This window comes from Psychrobacillus faecigallinarum, from assembly GCF_014836595.1.
Classification (GTDB): Bacteria; Bacillota; Bacilli; order Bacillales_A; family Planococcaceae; genus Psychrobacillus; species Psychrobacillus faecigallinarum.
Window position 1 is genome coordinate 191,450 of the sequence record NZ_JACSQO010000001.1, and the last position, 20,439, is coordinate 211,888.

General features: G+C 36.8%; 26 protein-coding genes. All 26 read right to left on the reverse strand.

Going from position 1 to position 20,439, the window contains the following annotated elements; genetic code table 11:
• Positions 1-777, reverse strand: coding sequence for a flagellar biosynthetic protein FliR (fliR, locus tag H9650_RS01030; RefSeq protein ID WP_191696684.1), 777 nt, complete (start codon positions 775-777; stop codon positions 1-3).
• A gap of 4 nt (positions 778-781) precedes the next feature.
• On the reverse strand, positions 782-1,051 hold the full coding sequence (gene fliQ / locus H9650_RS01035) for a flagellar biosynthesis protein FliQ (RefSeq protein ID WP_144538065.1): 270 nt from the start codon (positions 1,049-1,051) through the stop codon (positions 782-784).
• A gap of 12 nt (positions 1,052-1,063) precedes the next feature.
• The gene (fliP, locus tag H9650_RS01040) at positions 1,064-1,729 is read right to left on the reverse strand and encodes a flagellar type III secretion system pore protein FliP (RefSeq protein ID WP_144538064.1); all 666 of its coding nucleotides are present in this window, start codon (positions 1,727-1,729) and stop codon (positions 1,064-1,066) included.
• Entirely contained in the window at positions 1,722-2,426 is a 705-nt protein-coding gene (locus H9650_RS01045; RefSeq protein WP_191696381.1) for a flagellar biosynthetic protein FliO, read from the reverse strand. The genes fliP and H9650_RS01045 overlap by 8 nt, the downstream gene beginning before the upstream one ends.
• Before the next feature lie 6 nt (positions 2,427-2,432).
• Positions 2,433-2,795 carry a response regulator gene (locus H9650_RS01050; protein WP_144538062.1) on the reverse strand — a complete coding sequence of 121 codons (363 nt, stop codon included), beginning with the start codon at positions 2,793-2,795 and terminating at the stop codon, positions 2,433-2,435.
• 19 nt (positions 2,796-2,814) lie between these two features.
• The gene (gene fliY, locus H9650_RS01055; protein ID WP_191696685.1) at positions 2,815-3,981 is read right to left on the reverse strand and encodes a flagellar motor switch phosphatase FliY; all 1,167 of its coding nucleotides are present in this window, start codon (positions 3,979-3,981) and stop codon (positions 2,815-2,817) included.
• The gene (gene fliM / locus H9650_RS01060) at positions 3,974-4,972 is read right to left on the reverse strand and encodes a flagellar motor switch protein FliM (RefSeq protein WP_191696382.1); all 999 of its coding nucleotides are present in this window, start codon (positions 4,970-4,972) and stop codon (positions 3,974-3,976) included. Before fliM ends, fliY begins: the two co-directional genes overlap by 8 nt.
• A gap of 28 nt (positions 4,973-5,000) precedes the next feature.
• A complete protein-coding gene (gene fliL, locus H9650_RS01065) occupies positions 5,001-5,432 on the reverse strand; it encodes a flagellar basal body-associated protein FliL (RefSeq protein WP_151110539.1) in 432 nt (143 codons plus the stop codon).
• Positions 5,422-5,643, reverse strand: a complete 222-nt coding sequence (locus tag H9650_RS01070; RefSeq protein WP_151110541.1) for a flagellar FlbD family protein — start codon at positions 5,641-5,643, stop codon at positions 5,422-5,424. The genes fliL and H9650_RS01070 overlap by 11 nt, the downstream gene beginning before the upstream one ends.
• A 61-nt stretch (positions 5,644-5,704) precedes the next feature.
• Entirely contained in the window at positions 5,705-6,988 is a 1,284-nt protein-coding gene (locus tag H9650_RS01075) for a flagellar hook-basal body complex protein (protein ID WP_191696383.1), read from the reverse strand.
• 74 nt (positions 6,989-7,062) lie between these two features.
• Entirely contained in the window at positions 7,063-7,443 is a 381-nt protein-coding gene (locus H9650_RS01080; protein WP_151110544.1) for a TIGR02530 family flagellar biosynthesis protein, read from the reverse strand.
• A 21-nt stretch (positions 7,444-7,464) separates the two neighbouring features.
• Positions 7,465-8,103 (reverse strand): flagellar hook assembly protein FlgD, encoded by a 639-nt coding sequence (gene flgD / locus H9650_RS01085; RefSeq protein ID WP_191696384.1) that lies wholly within the window; start codon positions 8,101-8,103, stop codon positions 7,465-7,467.
• Between the two features lie 2 nt (positions 8,104-8,105).
• Positions 8,106-9,347 (reverse strand): flagellar hook-length control protein FliK, encoded by a 1,242-nt coding sequence (locus tag H9650_RS01090; RefSeq protein WP_191696385.1) that lies wholly within the window; start codon positions 9,345-9,347, stop codon positions 8,106-8,108.
• A gap of 34 nt (positions 9,348-9,381) precedes the next feature.
• Positions 9,382-9,981, reverse strand: a complete 600-nt coding sequence (locus H9650_RS01095) for a MotE family protein (protein WP_191696386.1) — start codon at positions 9,979-9,981, stop codon at positions 9,382-9,384.
• Between the two features lie 8 nt (positions 9,982-9,989).
• Positions 9,990-10,439: a flagellar export protein FliJ gene (gene fliJ, locus H9650_RS01100; protein ID WP_144538053.1), complete on the reverse strand. Its 450-nt coding sequence runs from the start codon at positions 10,437-10,439 to the stop codon at positions 9,990-9,992.
• 1 nt (position 10,440) lies between these two features.
• Entirely contained in the window at positions 10,441-11,763 is a 1,323-nt protein-coding gene (gene fliI, locus H9650_RS01105) for a flagellar protein export ATPase FliI (RefSeq protein WP_151110552.1), read from the reverse strand.
• A gap of 6 nt (positions 11,764-11,769) precedes the next feature.
• Positions 11,770-12,546 (reverse strand): flagellar assembly protein FliH, encoded by a 777-nt coding sequence (gene fliH / locus H9650_RS01110; RefSeq protein WP_151110554.1) that lies wholly within the window; start codon positions 12,544-12,546, stop codon positions 11,770-11,772.
• The gene (fliG, locus tag H9650_RS01115; protein ID WP_151110556.1) at positions 12,530-13,543 is read right to left on the reverse strand and encodes a flagellar motor switch protein FliG; all 1,014 of its coding nucleotides are present in this window, start codon (positions 13,541-13,543) and stop codon (positions 12,530-12,532) included. The genes fliH and fliG overlap by 17 nt, the downstream gene beginning before the upstream one ends.
• A gap of 12 nt (positions 13,544-13,555) precedes the next feature.
• A complete protein-coding gene (gene fliF / locus H9650_RS01120) occupies positions 13,556-15,142 on the reverse strand; it encodes a flagellar basal-body MS-ring/collar protein FliF (protein ID WP_151110558.1) in 1,587 nt (528 codons plus the stop codon).
• 57 nt (positions 15,143-15,199) lie between these two features.
• Complete coding sequence (gene fliE / locus H9650_RS01125; protein WP_151110560.1) at positions 15,200-15,505, reverse strand: flagellar hook-basal body complex protein FliE; 306 nt, start codon at positions 15,503-15,505, stop codon at positions 15,200-15,202.
• A gap of 20 nt (positions 15,506-15,525) precedes the next feature.
• Positions 15,526-15,987 (reverse strand): flagellar basal body rod protein FlgC, encoded by a 462-nt coding sequence (flgC, locus tag H9650_RS01130; RefSeq protein ID WP_144538047.1) that lies wholly within the window; start codon positions 15,985-15,987, stop codon positions 15,526-15,528.
• A gap of 2 nt (positions 15,988-15,989) precedes the next feature.
• Positions 15,990-16,382 (reverse strand): flagellar basal body rod protein FlgB, encoded by a 393-nt coding sequence (gene flgB / locus H9650_RS01135; RefSeq protein WP_191696387.1) that lies wholly within the window; start codon positions 16,380-16,382, stop codon positions 15,990-15,992.
• Between the two features lie 279 nt (positions 16,383-16,661).
• Positions 16,662-17,441 (reverse strand): GTP-sensing pleiotropic transcriptional regulator CodY, encoded by a 780-nt coding sequence (codY, locus tag H9650_RS01140; RefSeq protein WP_144538045.1) that lies wholly within the window; start codon positions 17,439-17,441, stop codon positions 16,662-16,664.
• A gap of 86 nt (positions 17,442-17,527) precedes the next feature.
• Positions 17,528-18,922 (reverse strand): ATP-dependent protease ATPase subunit HslU, encoded by a 1,395-nt coding sequence (hslU, locus tag H9650_RS01145; RefSeq protein WP_191696686.1) that lies wholly within the window; start codon positions 18,920-18,922, stop codon positions 17,528-17,530.
• Entirely contained in the window at positions 18,909-19,469 is a 561-nt protein-coding gene (gene hslV, locus H9650_RS01150) for an ATP-dependent protease subunit HslV (RefSeq protein ID WP_144538044.1), read from the reverse strand. Before hslV ends, hslU begins: the two co-directional genes overlap by 14 nt.
• Before the next feature lie 18 nt (positions 19,470-19,487).
• Positions 19,488-20,405: a tyrosine recombinase XerC gene (xerC, locus tag H9650_RS01155; RefSeq protein ID WP_191696388.1), complete on the reverse strand. Its 918-nt coding sequence runs from the start codon at positions 20,403-20,405 to the stop codon at positions 19,488-19,490.
• Positions 20,406-20,439: the final 34 nt, after the last annotated feature.

Consider the following 20,439-nt stretch of genomic DNA (forward strand, 5'->3'; position numbering starts at 1 on the left):
TTAGCCACCACCTAAAATAATCATTAAATCTCGCATACTTATAATCATGATTTCAAACATTTTCTGCATAACTGCTAGTAAAACTCCCATCATAACTAACAAAACAATAAATGTAACTCCTATTTTAATAGGGAAACCCACTACAAATATATTCAGTTGAGGAACTGTACGAGCAGTTATCCCTAATGCTATATCAACCAAAAACAAAGTTGCTACTATAGGAATGGACATCTGGAAGGCAACTGCAAACACTCCTGCAAATGTCTTCATGATGAACTCCACATAGTTTTCTTGCCCAAATGCTAGCGATGAAGTTTCCATAGGAATAAATTGATAGCTATAAAAAATTCCATCTAATAGTAAATGATGCCCATTTAATGCTAGTAATAGAAGAAGAGCAATAATGTTTAGAAATTGACCGATTAGAGGACTTTGAGCTCCCGTTTGGGGGTCTATAACATTCGCTATCGCAAATCCCATTTGGAAATCGATAAATCCACCAGCAATTTGTATGGCAGAAAGAATTATGTAAGCAAGTAACCCTATAAATAACCCAACCATAACTTCCTTTATAATTAGTAATATGTACTCTCCATTTATTTCAAATGGTGTAACATCCAACGTATAATACATCATCCATGAAAGAACAATTGCAAAGCCTATCCGATGCGTGGCTGGAATAGTACGATGTGAAAAAAAAGGTAAAGTAACAAAAAACGCAGAAACTCTTGCAATGATCAATAATAATATAGTTAGGCTTGGTATTATTTCTTCCATTGAACTAACCAATATATCTCACTAAATTTTCAAAAATATCTGCTGCATAGGAGGTTACTTGTGACAGCATCCATGGCCCAAAAAAGACAATAGCCACTAATACTGCAATAATTTTAGGAACAAATGCAAGAGTTTGTTCCTGAATCTGTGTGGTAGCCTGAAAGATAGACACCGCAAGACCAGTTATTAAAGCAACCAACAAAAGAGGACCTGATGCAAGAAGAATGACCCAAATGGCTCTTTCTGCAATTGATATTACCATTTCATTACTCAATACAATCAGCTCCTAAAAACTTTGTAAGATGGATTTCATGACTAAATACCATCCATCTACTAACACAAATAGTAAAATCTTAAATGGTAATGAAATCATTACCGGAGGTAACATCATCATCCCCATAGACATCAATACACTAGCGACAATCATGTCAATCACTAGGAAAGGGATAAAAATCATAAAGCCTATTTGAAAGGCTGTCTTAATCTCACTTAAAGCAAAAGCTGGAACCATCACCGTTAATGGAATATCATCAATCGTTTCAGGTCTTTCTGCCTCGGTATATCTTAAGAATAACTCTAAATCCTTTTGCCTTGTATGCTCACTCATAAACTCTTTAAAAGGTCCACTAGCATTTTCGTATGCCTCTTCCAAAGTTATCTCTTCGTCAAATAGAGGAGTTAAGGCTGTTTCATTCACTTCCTGGAGCGTTGGCGCCATGATAAAAAACGTCAGGAAAAGTGCCAATCCAACTAATACTTGGTTTGGTGGCATTTGCTGTGTTGCTAGAGCAGTACGAACAAAAGACAAAATTATAATGATTCTTGCAAAAGATGTCATTAATATTAATATACTCGGCGCCAAAGACAAGACCGTAAGTAATAGCATTAATTTGATAGAAGTGGAGACATTTGACGGATCGCTGTCCGAGAAAAATTGGACGAAATCATTCATTGTTTTTGCGCTCCTTTGTCTTCCAATCCTTTAATACTTCACTACGGTCTCTTTTAATATCTTCTAATTTCTTTTGGAACGTTTCATTGAATGAAGGATTTTCATTATTTTTAGTAGAACTATTCTTGTTTTTAATCACTTTGTTCATTAATTCCATTACATGAGGTAGTGTTGGCCCACTACCAAGCTTATCTTCATATATCTTAGTTAACTCTTCTATTTCTTGAGGATCAGTGATTTCTTTTAATAAGTTAATATTTTCTCCAATTCCAACTAAATAGAGTGAGTTGCCCACTTGCATTAATTGAATTGATTTTCCCTGCCCCATTCCAACTCCTCCAAGATTATGGATGAGTTGGTTATGTTGGAAGCTTCTATTTCTTTTATTGAGGAAACGTAATAGTCCATAAAGTAATGCAATCACAAATAACAAAGCGAATATCATTTTGATGTAATCCCAAGCTGTAATAGATACTCCACTTGACTTCGAATCTTGCGAAGTATTTTCTTCAGGTACTAACGCAGTATCTTCCTCCATATTTTCTTCTGACTTTTTAGTTGCATCGGATTCGTTATTTACACGTTCCAGATGTTCTTTGATGCTTTCATTTGAATCTACAGAAGCTTCTGCTCCCATTGGAAAAGGTAAAACTAATAAAAACAATGCGGTACAAATACTGAGGTAAAGCTTCCACATCATTAATTACCCTATCGCTTTTGAGATTGCTTCAATTACTCGATCTGCTTGGAATGGTTTAACGATAAAATCCTTTGCTCCAGCTTGAATGGCATCAATAACCATTGCTTGTTGCCCCATTGCTGAACACATGATAATTGTTGCGCTAGGATCTTTTTCTTTAATCTTCTTCAATGCAGCAATACCGTCCATTTCTGGCATAGTGATATCCATTGTCACTAAATCTGGTTTAAGTTCAGCGTATTTTTCAACTGCTTGTGCCCCGTCAGCCGCCTCACCTACTACTTCAAAACCATTTTTAGATAAAATATCCTTAATCATCATGCGCATAAATGCAGCATCGTCCACTATTAAAATTCTTTTCGACATAATATGTCTCCTCCAGTACTTATCGTAAATTATTAATTCGTTCTGCTTGGCTTAGAATATCTGTAATACGAACACCAAAGTTCTCATCAATTACTACTACCTCGCCTTTTGCAATATGACGATTATTGACAAGAATATCTACAGGCTCTCCTGCCAATTTGTCCAGTTCTATGATTGAACCACTAGTAAGTTCCAGAATTTCCTTTACCGTTCTTCTAGTACGTCCTAATTCTACTGTTACTTGAAGCGGTATATCAAGAAGTAAATTTAAATTTCTTGACTCGTTAGGAGTTAGGTTTGATGCTTCAAAGCTTGCAAATTGCGCTTGTTGCACTTCTACCGGACGTGTATTACTTTGTCTAGATTGTTGAGGTTGCTGTGGAGCAACGGGCTGTTGAATCTGTGGTGCCTCATAATAATCTGGTTCCGGTGCAGATACGTGATTGTTATTAACTCTTTCTTCGTACACAGTGGCCGCAGCTTCTGGTTCTGCTTCTTCCTCTCCCAACAATGATTTGACAAGATTCAAACCAAATTCTAGTGGGATTAGCTGCATAATATTGGAGTCTATTAAACTTCCTACACGTAATCTAAATGACACTTTAATTAGTAAGTCATCATTAGGAATTGCTTCTTCGCCTTCACCTTCTAATAAATTTAGAATGTCTATGGAAGGTGGGGAGATGTCCACTTTTTTATTGAATACAGTTGACATAGAAGTAGCAGCCGAACCCATCATTTGGTTCATTGCTTCTTGAACTGCACTTAATTGAATTTCACTTAGTTGAGGACTAGGATCTATTCCATCTCCACCTAACATTAAATCTGCAATTATTGCTGCATCTGATTGCTTAATGACTAATAGATTCATACCTATTAATCCAGCAGTATATTGAACTTGTACAGCAACATACGGATGTGGAAACTCCTCTACTAATTTACTTCTATTAATCATGCTTATATTTGGAGTTGTAATATCCACTTTTTGACCCAATAGCGAAGATAAAGCAGTCGCTGAGCTTCCAAAGGATATATTACCAATTTCTCCTAAAGTATCTATTGCGAAAGAATCTAAATAGTCTTCTACATTTGTTGTATTTGTTTCTGCATCATTTTCCTTTACATTGTCAACCGTTCCACGTAGGAGGGCTTCAATTTCTTCTTGGGAGAGCATATCATCACTCATCATCATCCTCTCCTCCTTTCAAAGTTTCAATAATTTGTACTGCCATATGTTTCTTTAGTTTTCCTGGTTGCGCTCTAAATTTTGGTATGTCTCCTACTTTTATTGTAAGAGCGTCCTCAATTTTAGCGTTTAGCTGTACAACATCCCCAAGCTGTAAATATAATAAATCTTCAATCGATATATCAGTGGAACCAAGCTCAGCTACGACTGGTATTTCGGCAGATTTAACTCGTTTTTTCAATACAGCCAATTGCTCTGGGGATACCTCTTTCTTATTAGTCTGCATCCAGTAACGTACAGAAAGGTTTGGCACAATCGGCTCTAATACTACATGAGGGATACAAATATTTATCATTCCGCTAGTTTCACCAATAACAGTATTAAAGGATATGACAACCACTGTTTCATTTGGCGAAATCATTTGAAGAAATTGAGGATTTACCTCTAACTCCGTCAATATAGGATCGATATCTGCTATATTAACCCAGGCTTCTCTCAGGTTATCAAAGGAACGTTCGAATAAATTAGTCATTATTTTCGTTTCAATCTCTGTTAAATTATCTACCTTTGTATGCGCCTGTCCCTTCCCACCCATCAACAAATCTAGCATAGAATAGGCGATGTTTGGGTTAATCTCCATTAGAATATTTCCTTCCAATGGTGGTACCTCAAAAACATTTATAAGAGTCATATGTGGTACAGAACGTATAAACTCTTCAAAAGGGATTTGGTCAACCGATACTACAGATATTTGGACATATGTTCTTAACTGGGCAGAAAAAAATGTGGTTAAAAGACGAGCAAAATTTTCATGTATACGAGTAAGACTGCGTATTTGATCTTTCGAGAAACGCAGAGCTCTTTTAAAATCGTAGGAACGAATTTTTTTTGATTCTTGTTCGCTCTTCATTTCATCTGCTGTCATTTCACCGGTTGAAAGGGCACTTAACAATGCATCTATTTCTGATTGAGATAATATATCTCCTGCCAATCTGCCCACCTCCATTCAAAAAAGTACTTTACTGAATAATATAGGAAGTAATATATACTTGCTGTACTTCCCCATCATCCATTAATTCGTTTATTTTAGTTTTTAAAGACGATTCCAATGTTAACTTTCCTTGCTTACCTTCTAAATCCTCTGGCGTCATTTCTGAAAGCTCAGTGATTAGAATATTTTTCACTTGAAAATCACGTTTTGTAAGCTCCTCAGCTGCCTCAGTACTATCCGTTTGTACCTTCATAGAAATTCGGATAAATTTGTCGCCAGCTAAATTGGTTGTGATTTCCTGAATGTCTACAGAGGATTCGACAATTTCATCTATTGTAGGCTCTTTGCTTTCATCCCCGTTATTCAATTGTAAAAATACAATAAGTGCAACTACACCTACTAAAGTAAGTGAAACTAAAATTATTAACATAATAGTCAATACCTTGCTGTTACTCTTCATCCTGTTCACCTCTTAAATAAGGATTCGATAAAATATGTATTTCCTTGTAAAACTGAGCGATTTTATAATACACATCTTCTCGAGATTCTAACGCCACATATTTATGACCATTCGTTAGCGTTATCGTAGTATCCGGAAAAGATTCAACCGTCTCTATGTATAATGCATTTAACGAAAACTCTTTACCGTTTAAACGAGTCAAACTAATCATTTATTAAGGGCCGGACCGTTCAAGGAACGGCCCAACCCTCCCTTACATTGAAACTATCAGATTATCGTTTTAAGTTAACTAATTCTTCTAGAATTTGATCTGAAGTTGTAATAATACGAGTATTTGCTTGGAATCCACGTTGTGCCACGATCATATCTGTGAACTCTTCAGATAAGTCAACATTGGACATTTCTAGGAAGCCAGAGTTTACAGTACCCATACCTGATTGTGTAGCAGTTTGAAGAATTGGCTCTCCAGAATTGGAAGTGTCTTTAAAATAGTTTGCTCCTACTTTCTCTAGGCCTCCCGCATTTGGAAATTTTGCAAGAACAAGTTGACCTGCCCAACGCAACGTACCTTCCTTGTCAACAAATGTTACTGTTCCATCTTGACCGATATTCATACTTTGTGCATCTGTTGGTATCTTTATTGGTCGATACTCCCCACCTACAGTCAGTGGTGTATCAGGTAAATAACTACCACCAGTATTAAGGTTGCCAGAAGCTTCCCAGTTTCTTTCAACACTAGATGCATCTGGATATGACAAACTTATAACTGCAGCATTTGCAGCAGTTAGAGCTTCTGCCGCAGTTGTTGCCGCTGCTTTTTTATCAAAAGCATCTTTTGCAAGTGTACTATTAGGATTTGTATGGTCCATAGCTTCCTTTAAAGCTAGTTCTGCATCGACCACTGCCTTTTCTAGATCCGAGTGATCTGCAGTTGGATCAGCTACCTTGGCATCTGCAAGTGCAGTTTTTGCATCTGTTATATTCTGGTTCAGTGTCTTCAATTCAGCAGCTAATGCTTCTGCTGCTTCCTTCGCAGCATCTGCTGCTTCCTTCGCGGGTTCTATTAAATCACTTGCAGCTGTTTGAGCTTCTGCTAGTAATTCAGGATTAACTTTAGTAACGCCGCCAACTAAAAATTTACCATCACTATTTACTAAATAACCTTCATTGTCCATATAGAAATTACCTGCTCGAGTATATAAAGGATTAACAAATCCACCTCGATTAGCATTAGTTGAGTCCGCTACTTGAAAGAATCCATCTCCAGAAATAGCAAGGTCTAATGTATTTCCAGTAGATTGCATTGAACCTCCTGAGTGAATTGTATCAATTGCAGATAATTGAGATCCTAAGCCTACTTGTTTTGGGTTTACTCCCCCACGTGTCCCTGTAGCTGCAGAAGCACCAGCGGTAGTTTGTGAGATTAAGTCTTTGAAGATGGTACGACCTTTTTTAAAACCGTAAGTATTTACGTTTGAGATATTGTTACCTATTACATCTAATTTTGTTTGAAAGTTTTTAAGTCCTGAGATACCTGAGTACATTGAACGAATCATTGATTAATTTCTCCCTTCGATTTGTGTGCTAGCTTCAATCAGTCCACTGCACATAGCATCCTATAAAGGTCCTGCTATCCTAGCACAATTGTGCCGTCAATATTAGTAAACAATTGGTTTTTCGCTTCCGTGCGATCCATGGCAGTTATAACCGTTGCATTTTTTGCACTTACGATTAGAGCTGCTTGATCCATCAATACTAATGAGTCATTGACACCCTTTGAGCGCGCTTCTGTTACTTTATCACTTACAAGCTGCCACTGCGCATCTGATATATGAATATTTCTTTCTATTAATCGCTGATTAGCATGTTTGCTTACCTTTAATTCCGTTTTAACCGTGGCTTCATGTAAATGCTGTAAAAACGCTTGCTTCGACGATGTGACTTGTTTAGATGTAATTGGTTGACGGATTCCTGGCTGCAGCGTGACGCGGTTAATAGTAACTTGGTCCATTGCATGTCTCCGTTCTATTTATTATTGAATAGAATTTATTTTTTCTGCTGTAATCGTCTTACCTCCATCAAGATTAAAAACAATTACTCCTTCTTTTTTAGATACTGATTGAACAACACCTGTAGCTTCCGCAGAATCAGCAGTGTAGCTAACAGTTTTTCCAATCATCATACTCGCTTCTACTAAGCTATTAGAGTTTGCATTGTTTGATAGTACTTCAGATATATTACCAGGTGTGATTTTCTTTCCGTCCGAAAGCGTAAATTCAACACTCCCATTCACGAATTTTACTCCTGTGATTAAACCTGTACCTTCAGTTGTGATCGGTTTACCAGCTTCATCTAGCTTATCTGTCAGCTCATGCCATTTCACTTGTTTACCAGCGAAATTGCTATATTCAATCATTTGAGTTTGCTCTTGTGCCTCTGCATACTTCTCAAATGCCTTAGTAAGGTTTGTCATTTGCTCTAAGGAGGAAAATTGAGCCATTTGGGCAATGAATTCATTGTCCTTCATCGGATTTGTAGGATCCTGATTTTGAAGCTGAGCCATTAATATTTTTAAAAATTCATCTTTACCAAGTGTACTATTTCCCGTAGTTTTAGTAGTTTTCTTTGAAGATAAATACATATTACTCGTAATTGGTGATAAGTCGGCCATAGTTATACCTCAATTTCATTTAAAAATTCTTGGAACGTAGTTTGAGTATCCTGATTCTCTGGATTAGAATCTTGTTGCTCCTGCTCTTGTTGCTGCTTAAAGGAAGAGTCTTGGAAGCTTTCATTTCTTTGTTGCTTAGCAGTGTCCTGCAACGCTTGAGTAATCTCAAGTTTTTCAACCTGGATGTTCTGATTTGCCAATCCTTGTCTTAGTTGGCCGGAATGGGTATCTAGCATTTCTTTCCCTAAAGCAGTTGAGGCTAACATTTTTGCAGTAAGGATTCCATCCTTTTGGATCAACTCGATACGAATCGTCCCAAGCTGTTCTGGATATAGTTTAATAACTAATCTATTAGCTCCCCCAGCTTGTCCAAATTGTACTCGGTTCATAACCTTTTGAAGCTCTTTCAAAAACTCCTCTGATTGAGCAGGTTTTTCTGTAGGAAGAGTCATTGTTACAGTTTCTACCTTTGTTTGTACAGTAGTCGTTTGACCTTGAACCAAAGAAGTTATCTCTTTACTTTCCGTCACTACTTCTGTATTCGCTCCTTTTACAACAGTTTGATTCATCACCATTTGCTGTAAAAAGGCTTTAGGAATAGGAATTGTACTCTTTCCTTGATTAAGAGAGACATTCATTAAGTTTTCCTTTAATGTTTCTAACGTTTGCTTTAAATCAAACAGCGTAGATTCTTGCTTAAAAGTTAAATCACTTTTGTTACCGATAAGTTGAGCAATTTTTAAAAGCTCCACTGCTTGTTTTGCTTCAACAGGGCTTACGACTGATTGCTTAGCCTCAACTTGGTTTGCCATTACCGAGTTTGCCCCCGCTTGTCCATTCAAAGATAAAAGAATAGATTCAACAAGCTTATTAGGTTGTTCCGATACGACAGCGAGAATATCCCATATGTCCTGTTTTTGATCTTCCAGCTCGGACAAATTATCAGTTTCGCCTAGAAGCTTATTTAACAATTGTTTTAGTGAACTTGAATCTACTGTTAAATCATTAGCTTGTAGCAACTCCTGTGCTTCTTCAATAGATTGCACATCTAGAAGGGAAAGTAAATCTTGAATAAAATCTAGCTCTTTATCTGCACCATTCGATACATTTGGCAGTTGCAAAGTTTGGCTAGAAAGAATTTGCCCAAATACATTACCAAAAGCCTGTCCGTTACCTGCTTGTAACTGTGGTTTGGATTGTTCTGCTACTGAATTTCCCATATTAACCATCGCCGCTATGTTCATTTTTTCACCTCCCTTCAAATACAATAAGCATACTCTATTGTTTGGTCATTAACTCGGTGTATTTTGCTGCATCCTGAGGGGACATTTTTTCGTAAATTTTTGCAACTGTATCTGGTTTTAAGCTTGCTAAGATTCTCAATGCCTCAGCATCACTCATATTCGTAATAACAGGTGCTGCTGTCTTCGCTGACATTTTTTCAAAAGTAGAAACTACTTCTGCATAATCTCTTTTAGATTGTTCGTTTTGTCTCTTTAATTCCTCAATTTGCTGTAATAGACTCTCCTGTTCCAATAACAATGATTCTTGAGATTTCTCTGAACCATCTACTTCGGCTTGGAGTTTATCGATTTGGACTTCCTTTTGCTGGATCTCTGCTTGAAGAGAAACAACTCTCTCCTCTAAACGATTCGTTTTCTTGTTTTCACCTATGGACTCTTCCTGACCAAGAGAAGTAAGTTCTTTAGCTTTTTCAAAAACATTTATATGTGTTATCTGAGCAAAAGTTAGAAGGAGAGCCAAAGCAAAGAGAAGCGGTATGATAAACAAATATAGTATTTTCTTGCCTAAGCCCGCTTTCTTCGGCTCGTTGTCCATCGTTTGTACGCTTTTCTTTTTGTTATTCGGTTTAGCCATGCCTTTACTCACCTAATCTCTTTGTTTTGAAACTTTAAGGAAGATATCTCATCTAATACAATTGACTCTAATCGAAACTGTTCTTGTTGAAAGCTTTCAAAATCTTTTTCTTTCATTTTTTCAAACTTACGAACTTCTAAGCTTTTTTCTAATAACTTTTCTTCATACCAATTCATCTTTGCTCTAGCTTGAACTACTTCCTTCTGCACTACTTCAATTCTTTTTTGTAAGCCTTCCAAAAAGTTGGAGTAATGATGTATTCCATCTATACTTAAACCATTTACTAAAAGATTATTTTGTGCATCTAATGTATTTTCTCTTTTTTTCAAAAGATTATATAGCTCAGTAGCAACCTCTTCAAAAGAATTCACCGATTCCTTATATGCTATTTCTGTCTCTGACTTTTCTTGTTCTCGAACCGTAAGTACTTTAGCAAATTTATATTGATATGCAACCATCTTAAGCTCCACCACCTGATAATGTCACTAATTCATTCACGCTATTTTCCAAAGAAACCTTATCAAGATATCCTTGCTTTAAAAAGGAGGTTATTAAAGGTTCAAATTGAATCGCCTCATCGATTTCTCGAGAGGTTCCACGTTTATATGCACCGATATTGATCAAATCCTCTGATTTATTGTAAGTAAAGTAGAGCTCCCTAAGTCTTTCTGCTGCTTTTACATGGTCTTCATCTGAAATATGGTTCATTAGGCGACTAATACTTTTCAACACATTGATGGCAGGAAATTGCCCTTTATTAGCAAGAGATCTATCCAGAACAATATGCCCATCTAATATCCCTCGTACAGTATCTGCTATCGGCTCATTCATATCATCACCATCTACTAAAACTGTATAGAAAGCAGTAATAGTTCCTCGTTCATTTGTACCTGTTCTCTCCAACAACTTGGGAAGAATAGAGAAAACAGAAGGTGTATACCCCCTTGTTGCTGGTGGCTCACCTACCGCTAGTCCAATTTCACGTTGAGCCATTGCCACACGGGTAACAGAATCCATCATCAGCATGACATTTAAGCCCTTATCACGGAAATATTCTGCAATAGCAGTCGCAGTAAAAGCTCCCTTTATACGCATAAGTGCTGGTTGATCAGATGTAGCTGCAACAACTATAGATTTTTCCAGTCCCTCTTTGCCTAGATCTCGTTCGATAAACTCTCGAACCTCTCTTCCACGTTCTCCAATTAGTGCTATAACGTTTAAATCAGCGTTAGTATTCCTTGCTATCATTCCCAACAAGGTACTTTTACCTACACCCGAACCAGCAAATATACCAACCCTTTGTCCCTTTCCGACTGTAAGCATACCATCAATCGCCTTCACACCCACCTCAATTTGCTCATGGATAGGTGGTCTCGTTAATGGATTTGGCGGATCTTGTTCGGTACCAACCGTGCTTAACCCTTTAGGTAATACTGTTCCATCTATCGGGTTTCCCATAGAATCTAGTACTTTACCTATCAGCTCTGGCCCTACTTTTATCTCTAAAGGACTATTAGTTCCTTCCACTAAGCAACCTGTTGAAATTTCGCGAATGTTTGTATAAGGCATTAAAATAACTATTTCCTCTTTAAAACCGACTACCTCAGCAAGTATTACTGACGGTCCATTTTTAACGGAATTAATATGAATTTTACATACATCACCAATGGAGCTCTCGGGGCCTTGGGATTCAATCATTAATCCAACAACACGATTTACGCGACCATACTTTTTAAAGGTGGATACGTTTGGTATGTGTTGAATTAAATCGATTGCCTTCATTTACTTTCACTCCATACTTTCAAGAATATCGACTAGCTTACGTCTTAATTCTTTTACTTGTTCATCAATACTTACAACAATCCGACCATGGTTTGTCTCAATATAGCAATCGGTATCATTCATTTCCTCATCAACAAAAATCATAAAAGGTACGTCTACCGGAAAAATAGATGCAAGCTCTTCTCGATTCTCAGAGACTAGTGAAAAGTATACTGGAGAAACATATATTTTAATTTCTTTCATTTCTCTAGCTTCTTTTAATCCTCTTCTAACAATAGATAAAAACAACTCGTGTTCATCTTCTAACTTAACACCCAAAATACGTTCCGCATTTCGAATACTTAACTCAAGAATCACCTGTTCTTGTTGCTGTAAGTAAGCAGCGGCATTCATATACGCTGTTTGCATTGCTTCATTGGCTACGGCTAGCTTATTTTGCATGTCAGCCATAGCCTTTAATCTTCCCTCTTCTAGTCCCTGCGCAAAACCCTCATCATAAGCACTTTTTTGATAACTAAGCTTTTGCTCGTTCCACTCATTTAACTCGTTTTGAATAATGTTCCTTGTTTGTTCTATTTCTTGTTGAAGTTCTTGTTGTTTTTTAGCTATTTCCTGATCTACTTCCTCTAACATTCTGTTTCGATCAGCAGAAAAATTTTCATGTACAACTGACTCTTCTGTTGTATCCTCTTCCATATAAAGATTTTTTATGTGAATGGGACGAATTTTTTCAGAGTTCTCATTTATTTGTACGTTTCGGAAAATTCTAGACAATAATGTCATCTCCTCCACCACGGGCAATAATGATTTCACCAGCGTCTTCTAAGCGTCTGATTACTGACACAATTCTGCTCTGCGCTTCTTCTACGTCGCGTAGTCGAACAGGTCCCATGATTTCCATCTCTTCTTTGAATGTCTCCGCCATGCGTGTAGACATATTGCGGAAGATTATATCTTTAACTTCCTCACTCGACACCTTCATGGACAGAATAAGATCCTCGTTTTCACAATCACGAATAACTCGTTGTATAGAACGATTGTCCAAAGTAACAATATCTTCGAATACGAACATTCTCTTTTTAATCTCTTCTGCAAGCTCTGGATCTTGAATTTCAAGTGCATCCAAAATCGTTTTCTCTGTAGTACGGTCTACTCCATTAAGGACTTCTACTACCGCATCTACTCCACCGGTTTCTGTATAATCTTGTGTAACTGTGGATGAAAGCTTACGTTCTAACACGGCTTCAATTTCACTTATCACTTCAGGAGAAGTGGAGTCCATCGTAGCAATTCTTCTTGCTATATCCGCTTGTACCTCCTGTGGCAGGGACGATAATATAATCCCTGCTTGCTGCGGTTCAAGATACGATAAAATAAGGGCAATAGTTTGCGGATGCTCATTTTGAATGAAATTAAACAATTGGGTTGGCTCTGCTCTTCTTGCAAAATCGAAAGGGCGAACCTGGAGTGAAGATGTCAAGCGGTTAATGATAGCTTGTGCATGTTCACTGCCTAGCGCCTTTTCAAGAACAGTTCTAGCGTAACCAATACCACCCTGTGAAATATAATCCTGCGCTAAGGCAATATTGTGAAACTCTTCTATGATGTCTTCTTTTATTTCTGGCTCTACTCTTTTCACTCCAGAGATTTCTAGAGTTAATCTCTCGATTTCTTCTTCATTTAAATGTTTATAAATAGAAGCAGACACTTCCGGTCCTAGAGAAATTAATAAGAGCGCGGCTTTTTGCTTACCAGTTAGTCCTTTTTCTTTTTTGTTCATAGCCGTCCCCCCTTAATCCTCTGCTATCCAAGTACGTAACAATTTAGCAAAGTCTTCAGGCTTATCTTTTGCCATTTTTTCAAGTTGCTTACGTCTTAAAGTAGATTCTGTTTCTTTTTCATTATTAATATCATCAACTTCTGGTATTTCTTTTGCTTCTTCAAGGATAATTAGTTCTTCCTCTTCCTCACTTCGTCTAGATCGTAGCAACGATACTACAAGGAGAATAATAGCTACAAGGAATACTCCAAGAATCACATAAATCCACCAAGGAATTGTTGAAGAAGGGACATCAGCGAGTTCATTTTTCCCTTTAAGCTCTTGAACGGAGACAACAACTTTTTCTTCAATCTGTTCCTCCGTTAGTTCGCCAGCTTCCTTATCAATAGATGTGCGAACAATCGTTGCAAGAATCTGTTCTATATCTCCTTGGACATCTGCTGGTAAAGAAGTAACATCGTCAGCTTGAGGTGGTTCAACCATTACTTGAATACCTATATCTCTTATTTTATATGGGCTCTCGACTATTTCTTTCCTAATACGATTTACTTCATTGTTAATCGTATCTTCTGTTCTCTCATAGTCACCATCTGCTGTAGAACCTTCCACATAATTAGTAAAATTATCAGTAGCGTCTTCTGATTGAGGAGTACCACCCGTTAATGGATTATTACCAGTAAAAGTTTCAGAGATTCGTTGAGCACTAATTTCAATACCTGCCATATTTTCGACATCAACAGGTTCCACTAGATTCTCTTCTCGGTTTTCTTGTTTAAAGTCGATATCTGTAGTTACAGATACAACAACTTTATTGTGCCCCATCAAAGTACCTAGCATTGTTTGTACTTGGCGTTGAAGGTCACGCTCAATGGTTTTCTTTAATGTCATTTGATCTGTAACATTTGTCCCGCCAGAACCGTTTGCCTGCTCCAAATCAAAGTATTCTAGGAATTGATTTCTAATAACGATATCTTCAGTAGATAAATTAGGTATAGATTTAGATACTAAATTATATAAGGACGCTATTTGAGTTTCTGAAAATTGATACCCTGGTTCTGTGTTAAGTACTATAGATGCACTAGCGGATTCATTGCTTTGAGATAAAAATACCCCTTCTTCAGGCAATGTAATCATTACCTTAGCCTCTTTAACCCCTTCTACACTTCCAATCAAATTCGCTAGCTCTGTTTGTGTAGTGGCAAGCTTGAGTACATTAAACTCGTTATCGGTCATCCCAAAACCTGCATTTTGAGAGAAAAAGCTATAATCTATCATTCCCGATTGTGGAAATCCTTCGGCCGCCATTTGAACTAGCAGTGTATCCTTCTGTTCCTTTGGAACTAATATAGAAGTCCCGCCAGCTGCAATTTCATTTGGTATGCCTTTTGAATCTAAATTTTCTTTAATGCGCCCTACTTCCGAAGGGGTCACTTCTGAATATAGAGGAACCATTTCAGTTTTTGTCAGGAAAAAAGTTAGTACAGCTGCAAGAGCTATTACTCCTAAAAGACCGCCTATCATAATTCCTTTTTGGCCTTTAGAACGACTTTTCCAAAAGACTGTTATATCATTTTTTATTTTCTTTATACGTTCATTCATTTTTATCCTCCGGTTATGGTGAATATTTTAGCTCGATATATTAACTTTAACCGAGGACTAAACTTGCATACGCATGATTTCTTGATAAGCCTCCACGACTTTGTTCCGAATTTCTAATGTAGCATTTAAAGCAATACTTGATTTCTGTGAAGCAATCATCACTTCATGAAGTTCTATATTTCCACCATTGATTAGCTTATTTGTTGCAACGTCTGAAGCTTTCTGTGTCTCATTCACCGAGTTAATAGCACTTTGTAGGAAATCTCCAAAGTTTTCTTGTGCCTGCGACGAACTTACCTTATTAGTCGCCATGGGTGCATTTACCTGAGCAACATTAAACATTGATACTGATTCAATAGCCATAAAGAGTTAAACCTTCTTTCCTATTTTCCAATTTCAAGAGCCTTTGAAAGCATTGCTTTATTCGCGTTAAACACAGTGACGTTTGCCTCATAAGAACGAGTAGCTGAAATTAGGTCAACCATTTCTCTTAAAGGATCTACATTAGGCATTTCAACATAACCTTCTTCGTTTGCGTCCATATGACTCGGATCATATACGAGCTTAAATGGTGTTTCAGTATCCTCTTTTACTTGAGATACCTTTACTCCATTACCAACACCATTTTTATCTGATGTGCCTCTTGCTACATTTAAAAAATTTGAAAATGAACCTTCATTTGGTTGCAATGTTACTGTTTTCCGTCTATATGCTTGCCATTCACCATCAACCATTTTTGCTCTAGTTGTTTCTGCATTAGCCATATTAGATGAGATAACATCCATACGTAAACGCTGAGCAGTAAGAGCTGATGCTGTAGTATTCATCCCGTGAAATATTGACATTATCAACTGCCTCCTTTAATCACCGTTTGTAAGGTGTTCAGCTTTCCGCTCATTCGATCTACTAAAGCATTGTAATAGAGTTGATTGGTTGCTAGGTTCGCCTGCTCCTTATCCATATCTACTCCATTGCCATTGCTGCTATATCTTAGATTGGAATAATCGAATACTGCGGAAGAACTAGAACTAGCTTGAAAGTTAATATGTTTCTCTTCTGTTCGATAAGCAGAAATTGATGTTTTCTTAGCGTTTTCTAAATAATCATTGAAACTTACGCTTTTTGCCTTGTAATTCGGCGTGTCAACATTCGCTATATTTTGCGCAATAGTCTTTTGTTTCATAGTTGAGAAATTTAGACCTCGTTCTAAATTCTCAATTGTACCACCAAAAATACCCATAAATTACTCACCCCTATTTTTCTTACGTCCTAATTTTAGTAATAATCTGTTAAAATCACAATAATTTAATTGTAAAGAATTAGATGCACAGTGTCTATTCTATTTTTTGCATTTTTGTAGGTCTTTTTTCCTTTTTTTCTTATTGTTCGTCAAAACATTTGTCACATTTGGGGAACCTTGACGAAATTTAGCATGCAATTACAAATTCTACCCTACTTTTCAATAAATAAAAAGAGCCAATTCTAGAAAAATCTAGAATTGGCTCCATTTTTTAGTAAATTATCGCATTTTAAGCTGAGCAAGTTCAGCTAAGAATTTATCATTTAGAACTTTAATATAAGTTCCTTTCATACCTAATGATCTTGACTCAATAACTCCTGCACTTTCTAATTTGCGTAGTGCATTTACGATTACTGAACGAGTGATTCCTACGCGGTCAGCGATTTTAGAAGCTACTAACAGGCCTTCGTTACCGTCTAACTCTTCAAAGATATGCTCAATAGCTTCTAATTCACTGTATGACAATGAGTTGATAGCCATTTGAACGACAGCCTTGCTTCTTGCTTCCTCTTCGATTTCTTCTGATTTTTCACGTAAGATTTCCATACCAACAACAGTAGCACCGTATTCACCAAGAATTAAATCATCATTTTGGAATTCGTTTTTCAAACGTCCAAGTATTAAAGTACCAAGACGCTCACCACCACCGATAATCGGCACAATAGTAGTTAAGCCATCTTTAAATAATTCTCTATTTTCAACTGGGAATACAGAATGTTCGCTGTACACATCTAGGTTAGAAGATGTTTCATTAACATGGAAAAGGTTTTTAGTGTAATCCTCTGGGAATTGACGCTCTTCCATCATTTTAATAATACGGTCATTTTCGATTTGTTGATGTACTTCATGCCCTAATAATTTTCCTTTTCTACTAACGATAAATGCATTACATTCTATAACTTCACTTAATGTTGCAGCCATCTCTTTAAAGTTAACTGGTTTCCCAGCAGATGCTTGTAACATCGAGTTAATTTTGCGTGTTTTGTCTAATAAGTTCATTGAATAAATCCTCCATTGTAGTTTTCATATTTATTTTAATATTCTAAAGGTTTTTAATTGTTTTTGAAAGTAATAAGAATCGGTTTTTATAATATAAATTGTGATAAATCTTTGTTTTTCACAATATTGTCAAGTTTAGAGTCAATATAAGCAGGAGTAATTTGAATCTGTGCCGGAGAAATCTCCGAAGCCTCGTAAGAAAGGTCTTCTAATATTTTCTCTAGAATCGTATGAAGACGTCTTGCTCCAATGTTATCTGTTTCTTGGTTTACCTGATATGCTATATCTCCGATTCTTTCAATCGCATCATCAGAAAAAGTAATACTCACTTCCTCCGTTTGTAGCAGTGCTTCATATTGCTTTATAAGCGATTGATGAGGTTCCTTTAGAATTCGGACAAAGTCTTCCTTCGAAAGCTTTTCAAGCTCTACACGAATAGGAAAGCGTCCTTGAAGCTCTGGAATTAAATCAGAAGGCTTAGACATATGGAAAGCTCCAGCAGCTATAAATAATATATAGTCCGTTCTAACTGCTCCATATTTTGTCGTCACCGTCGAACCTTCTACAATTGGTAAAATATCTCTTTGGACACCTTCGCGAGAGACGTCAACAGAAGAGCTTCCACCACTTTTGCTAGCGATTTTATCCATCTCGTCTATAAAAATAATACCCGTTTGTTCAGTCTTTTCAATGGCAATTTGTGACAACTCATCGTTATCTATTAATTTACCCGCTTCTTCTTGAATTAATACTTTTCTTGCATCTTTTACTTTCATTTTTCTTTTTTTCTTTTTCTTTGGCATTAAGTTAGAAAAAGCATCTTGCATATTCATTCCCATACTTTCCATACCGCCGCCTTGCAATGCATCAAATATGGAAGGAGCTTGTTCTGTCACTTCAACTGTTACCATTTCATCTTCCAGCTTGCCATCTCTTAAGTCTTCGGCAATTTGGGATCGTTTTATACTTACTTCTGTATCATCATTGTCAGATGAATCATCTTCAGGTTTTCCACCGAACAGAGCCTCAAATGGATTTTGCGTAACATTCTTTTTCTTTAAGGAAGGTACAAGAAGCTTTACAATGGCATCATTGGCCAATCGAACAGCCTGATCCTTTACCTCTTCCATTTTTTCTTCTCTAACGATACGTATAGCAGCCTCTACTAGATCTCTAACCATAGACTCTACATCTCTACCTACATACCCTACTTCTGTGAATTTAGTCGCTTCAACCTTTACAAAAGGAGCTTTAGTCAGTTTAGCAATTCTTCTAGCTATTTCTGTTTTCCCTACTCCTGTAGGACCAATCATTAAAATATTTTTAGGAATTACTTCTGCTCTTAATTCCTCGTCTAGCAGTTGTCTTCTATAACGATTTCGTAAAGCAACTGCCACTGCTTTTTTAGCCGTTTCCTGGCCTACAATATACTTATTTAAGTGCTCAGTTATTTGTTTCGGGGTTAAGTTAGTTTCCTTCATGTTCACCTAATACCTCCACAACTATTTGATGGTTTGTAAAAACACAAATGTCTGCCGCCGTTGTTAAAGAGGCCTTTGCTATTTCCTTTGCAGTTAATTTATCACCCGCAAATTGCTTCAACGCTCTACCTGCTGCCAGTGCATAATTACCACCGGAACCAATGGCTAATATTCCGTCATCAGGTTCTATAACCTCTCCTGTACCTGATACAAGCAATAAATTGTTTTTGTCCATCACTAATAGCATTGCTTCTAACTGACGGAGCATTTTATCACCACGCCACTGTTTGGCTAGCTCAACCGCTGCTCTTTGAAGATTGCCGTTATACTCTAGCAGTTTACCTTCAAACATTTCAAAAAGCGTAAATGCATCTGCGACAGATCCCGCAAAACCTGCTATGACTTGACCGTTAAACAGTCTTCTAACTTTTTTAGCAGTATGCTTCATTACCACTTGATTTCCTAAAGTAACTTGACCATCGCCTGCCATTGCACAACTTCCATTATGACTTACCGCAAATATAGTAGTTGCATGAATTGAACTCATTTGTATGACCTCCTATAATTACGCCCTTGGATGGGCATTCATATATGTTTTTCTTAGATGCTCTTTCGTAACGTGTGTATAAACTTGAGTCGAGGAAAGATGAGTGTGTCCCAACAATTCTTGGACACTCCTTAAATCTGCTCCATTATTAAGCAGATGAGTAGCAAATGTATGGCGTAGCATATGAGGATATATTTTCGTATGCAGAGAAGCTTTTTTAATCATGCTATTAAGAATGTAACGTACACCATCTGTGGTAAGATGCTCACCTCGACTATTTACAAATAAGTATGGATGAGTAGTTTTTTTCATCAATTTTGGTCGACTATTTTGCATATATTCTTCTACCGCAGCAAGTGCATAATCTCCAACAGGTATGTATCTTTCTTTCCTTCCCTTACCCATTACCCGCACTATTCCATAGCTACTATCTATATGACTGTTTTCAATCGAAATAAGTTCGCTCACACGCATTCCAGTTGCATATAATAATTCAAGTATGGCAATATTTCGAACAGACAATAAATCCGTCCCTTTATTTTCTTCAAATAACTTCTCTATTTCTTCTTCATAGAAAAACTGTGGCAATCTTGTTTCTTTTTTTGGATGATACAATGACTGGAAAGCGTCGTCTCGAATACTATATTCCTTGTTTAAAAATTTATAATATGATCTTATGGATGAAATTTTCCTAGAAATAGACGTCCTTGCTAATTTTTCTTCATATAGCTTAGTAATATACAATCGCGCATGAATATATTCGACGTCATTTAATTCCTCAACACCCTCAGCTTCTAAAAACTTTAAAAATTGAATAATATCTTTTTCATACTCTCGGACTGTAAGATTAGAATAATTTTTTTCCAGTTGTATGTGTGCAATAAAAGAATGAAGTTCATCTTTCCCAATCACAACTAACCACTCCAATTTATACATTGTAAAAGCCTCTAAAAGTATACAACTTTTTAGA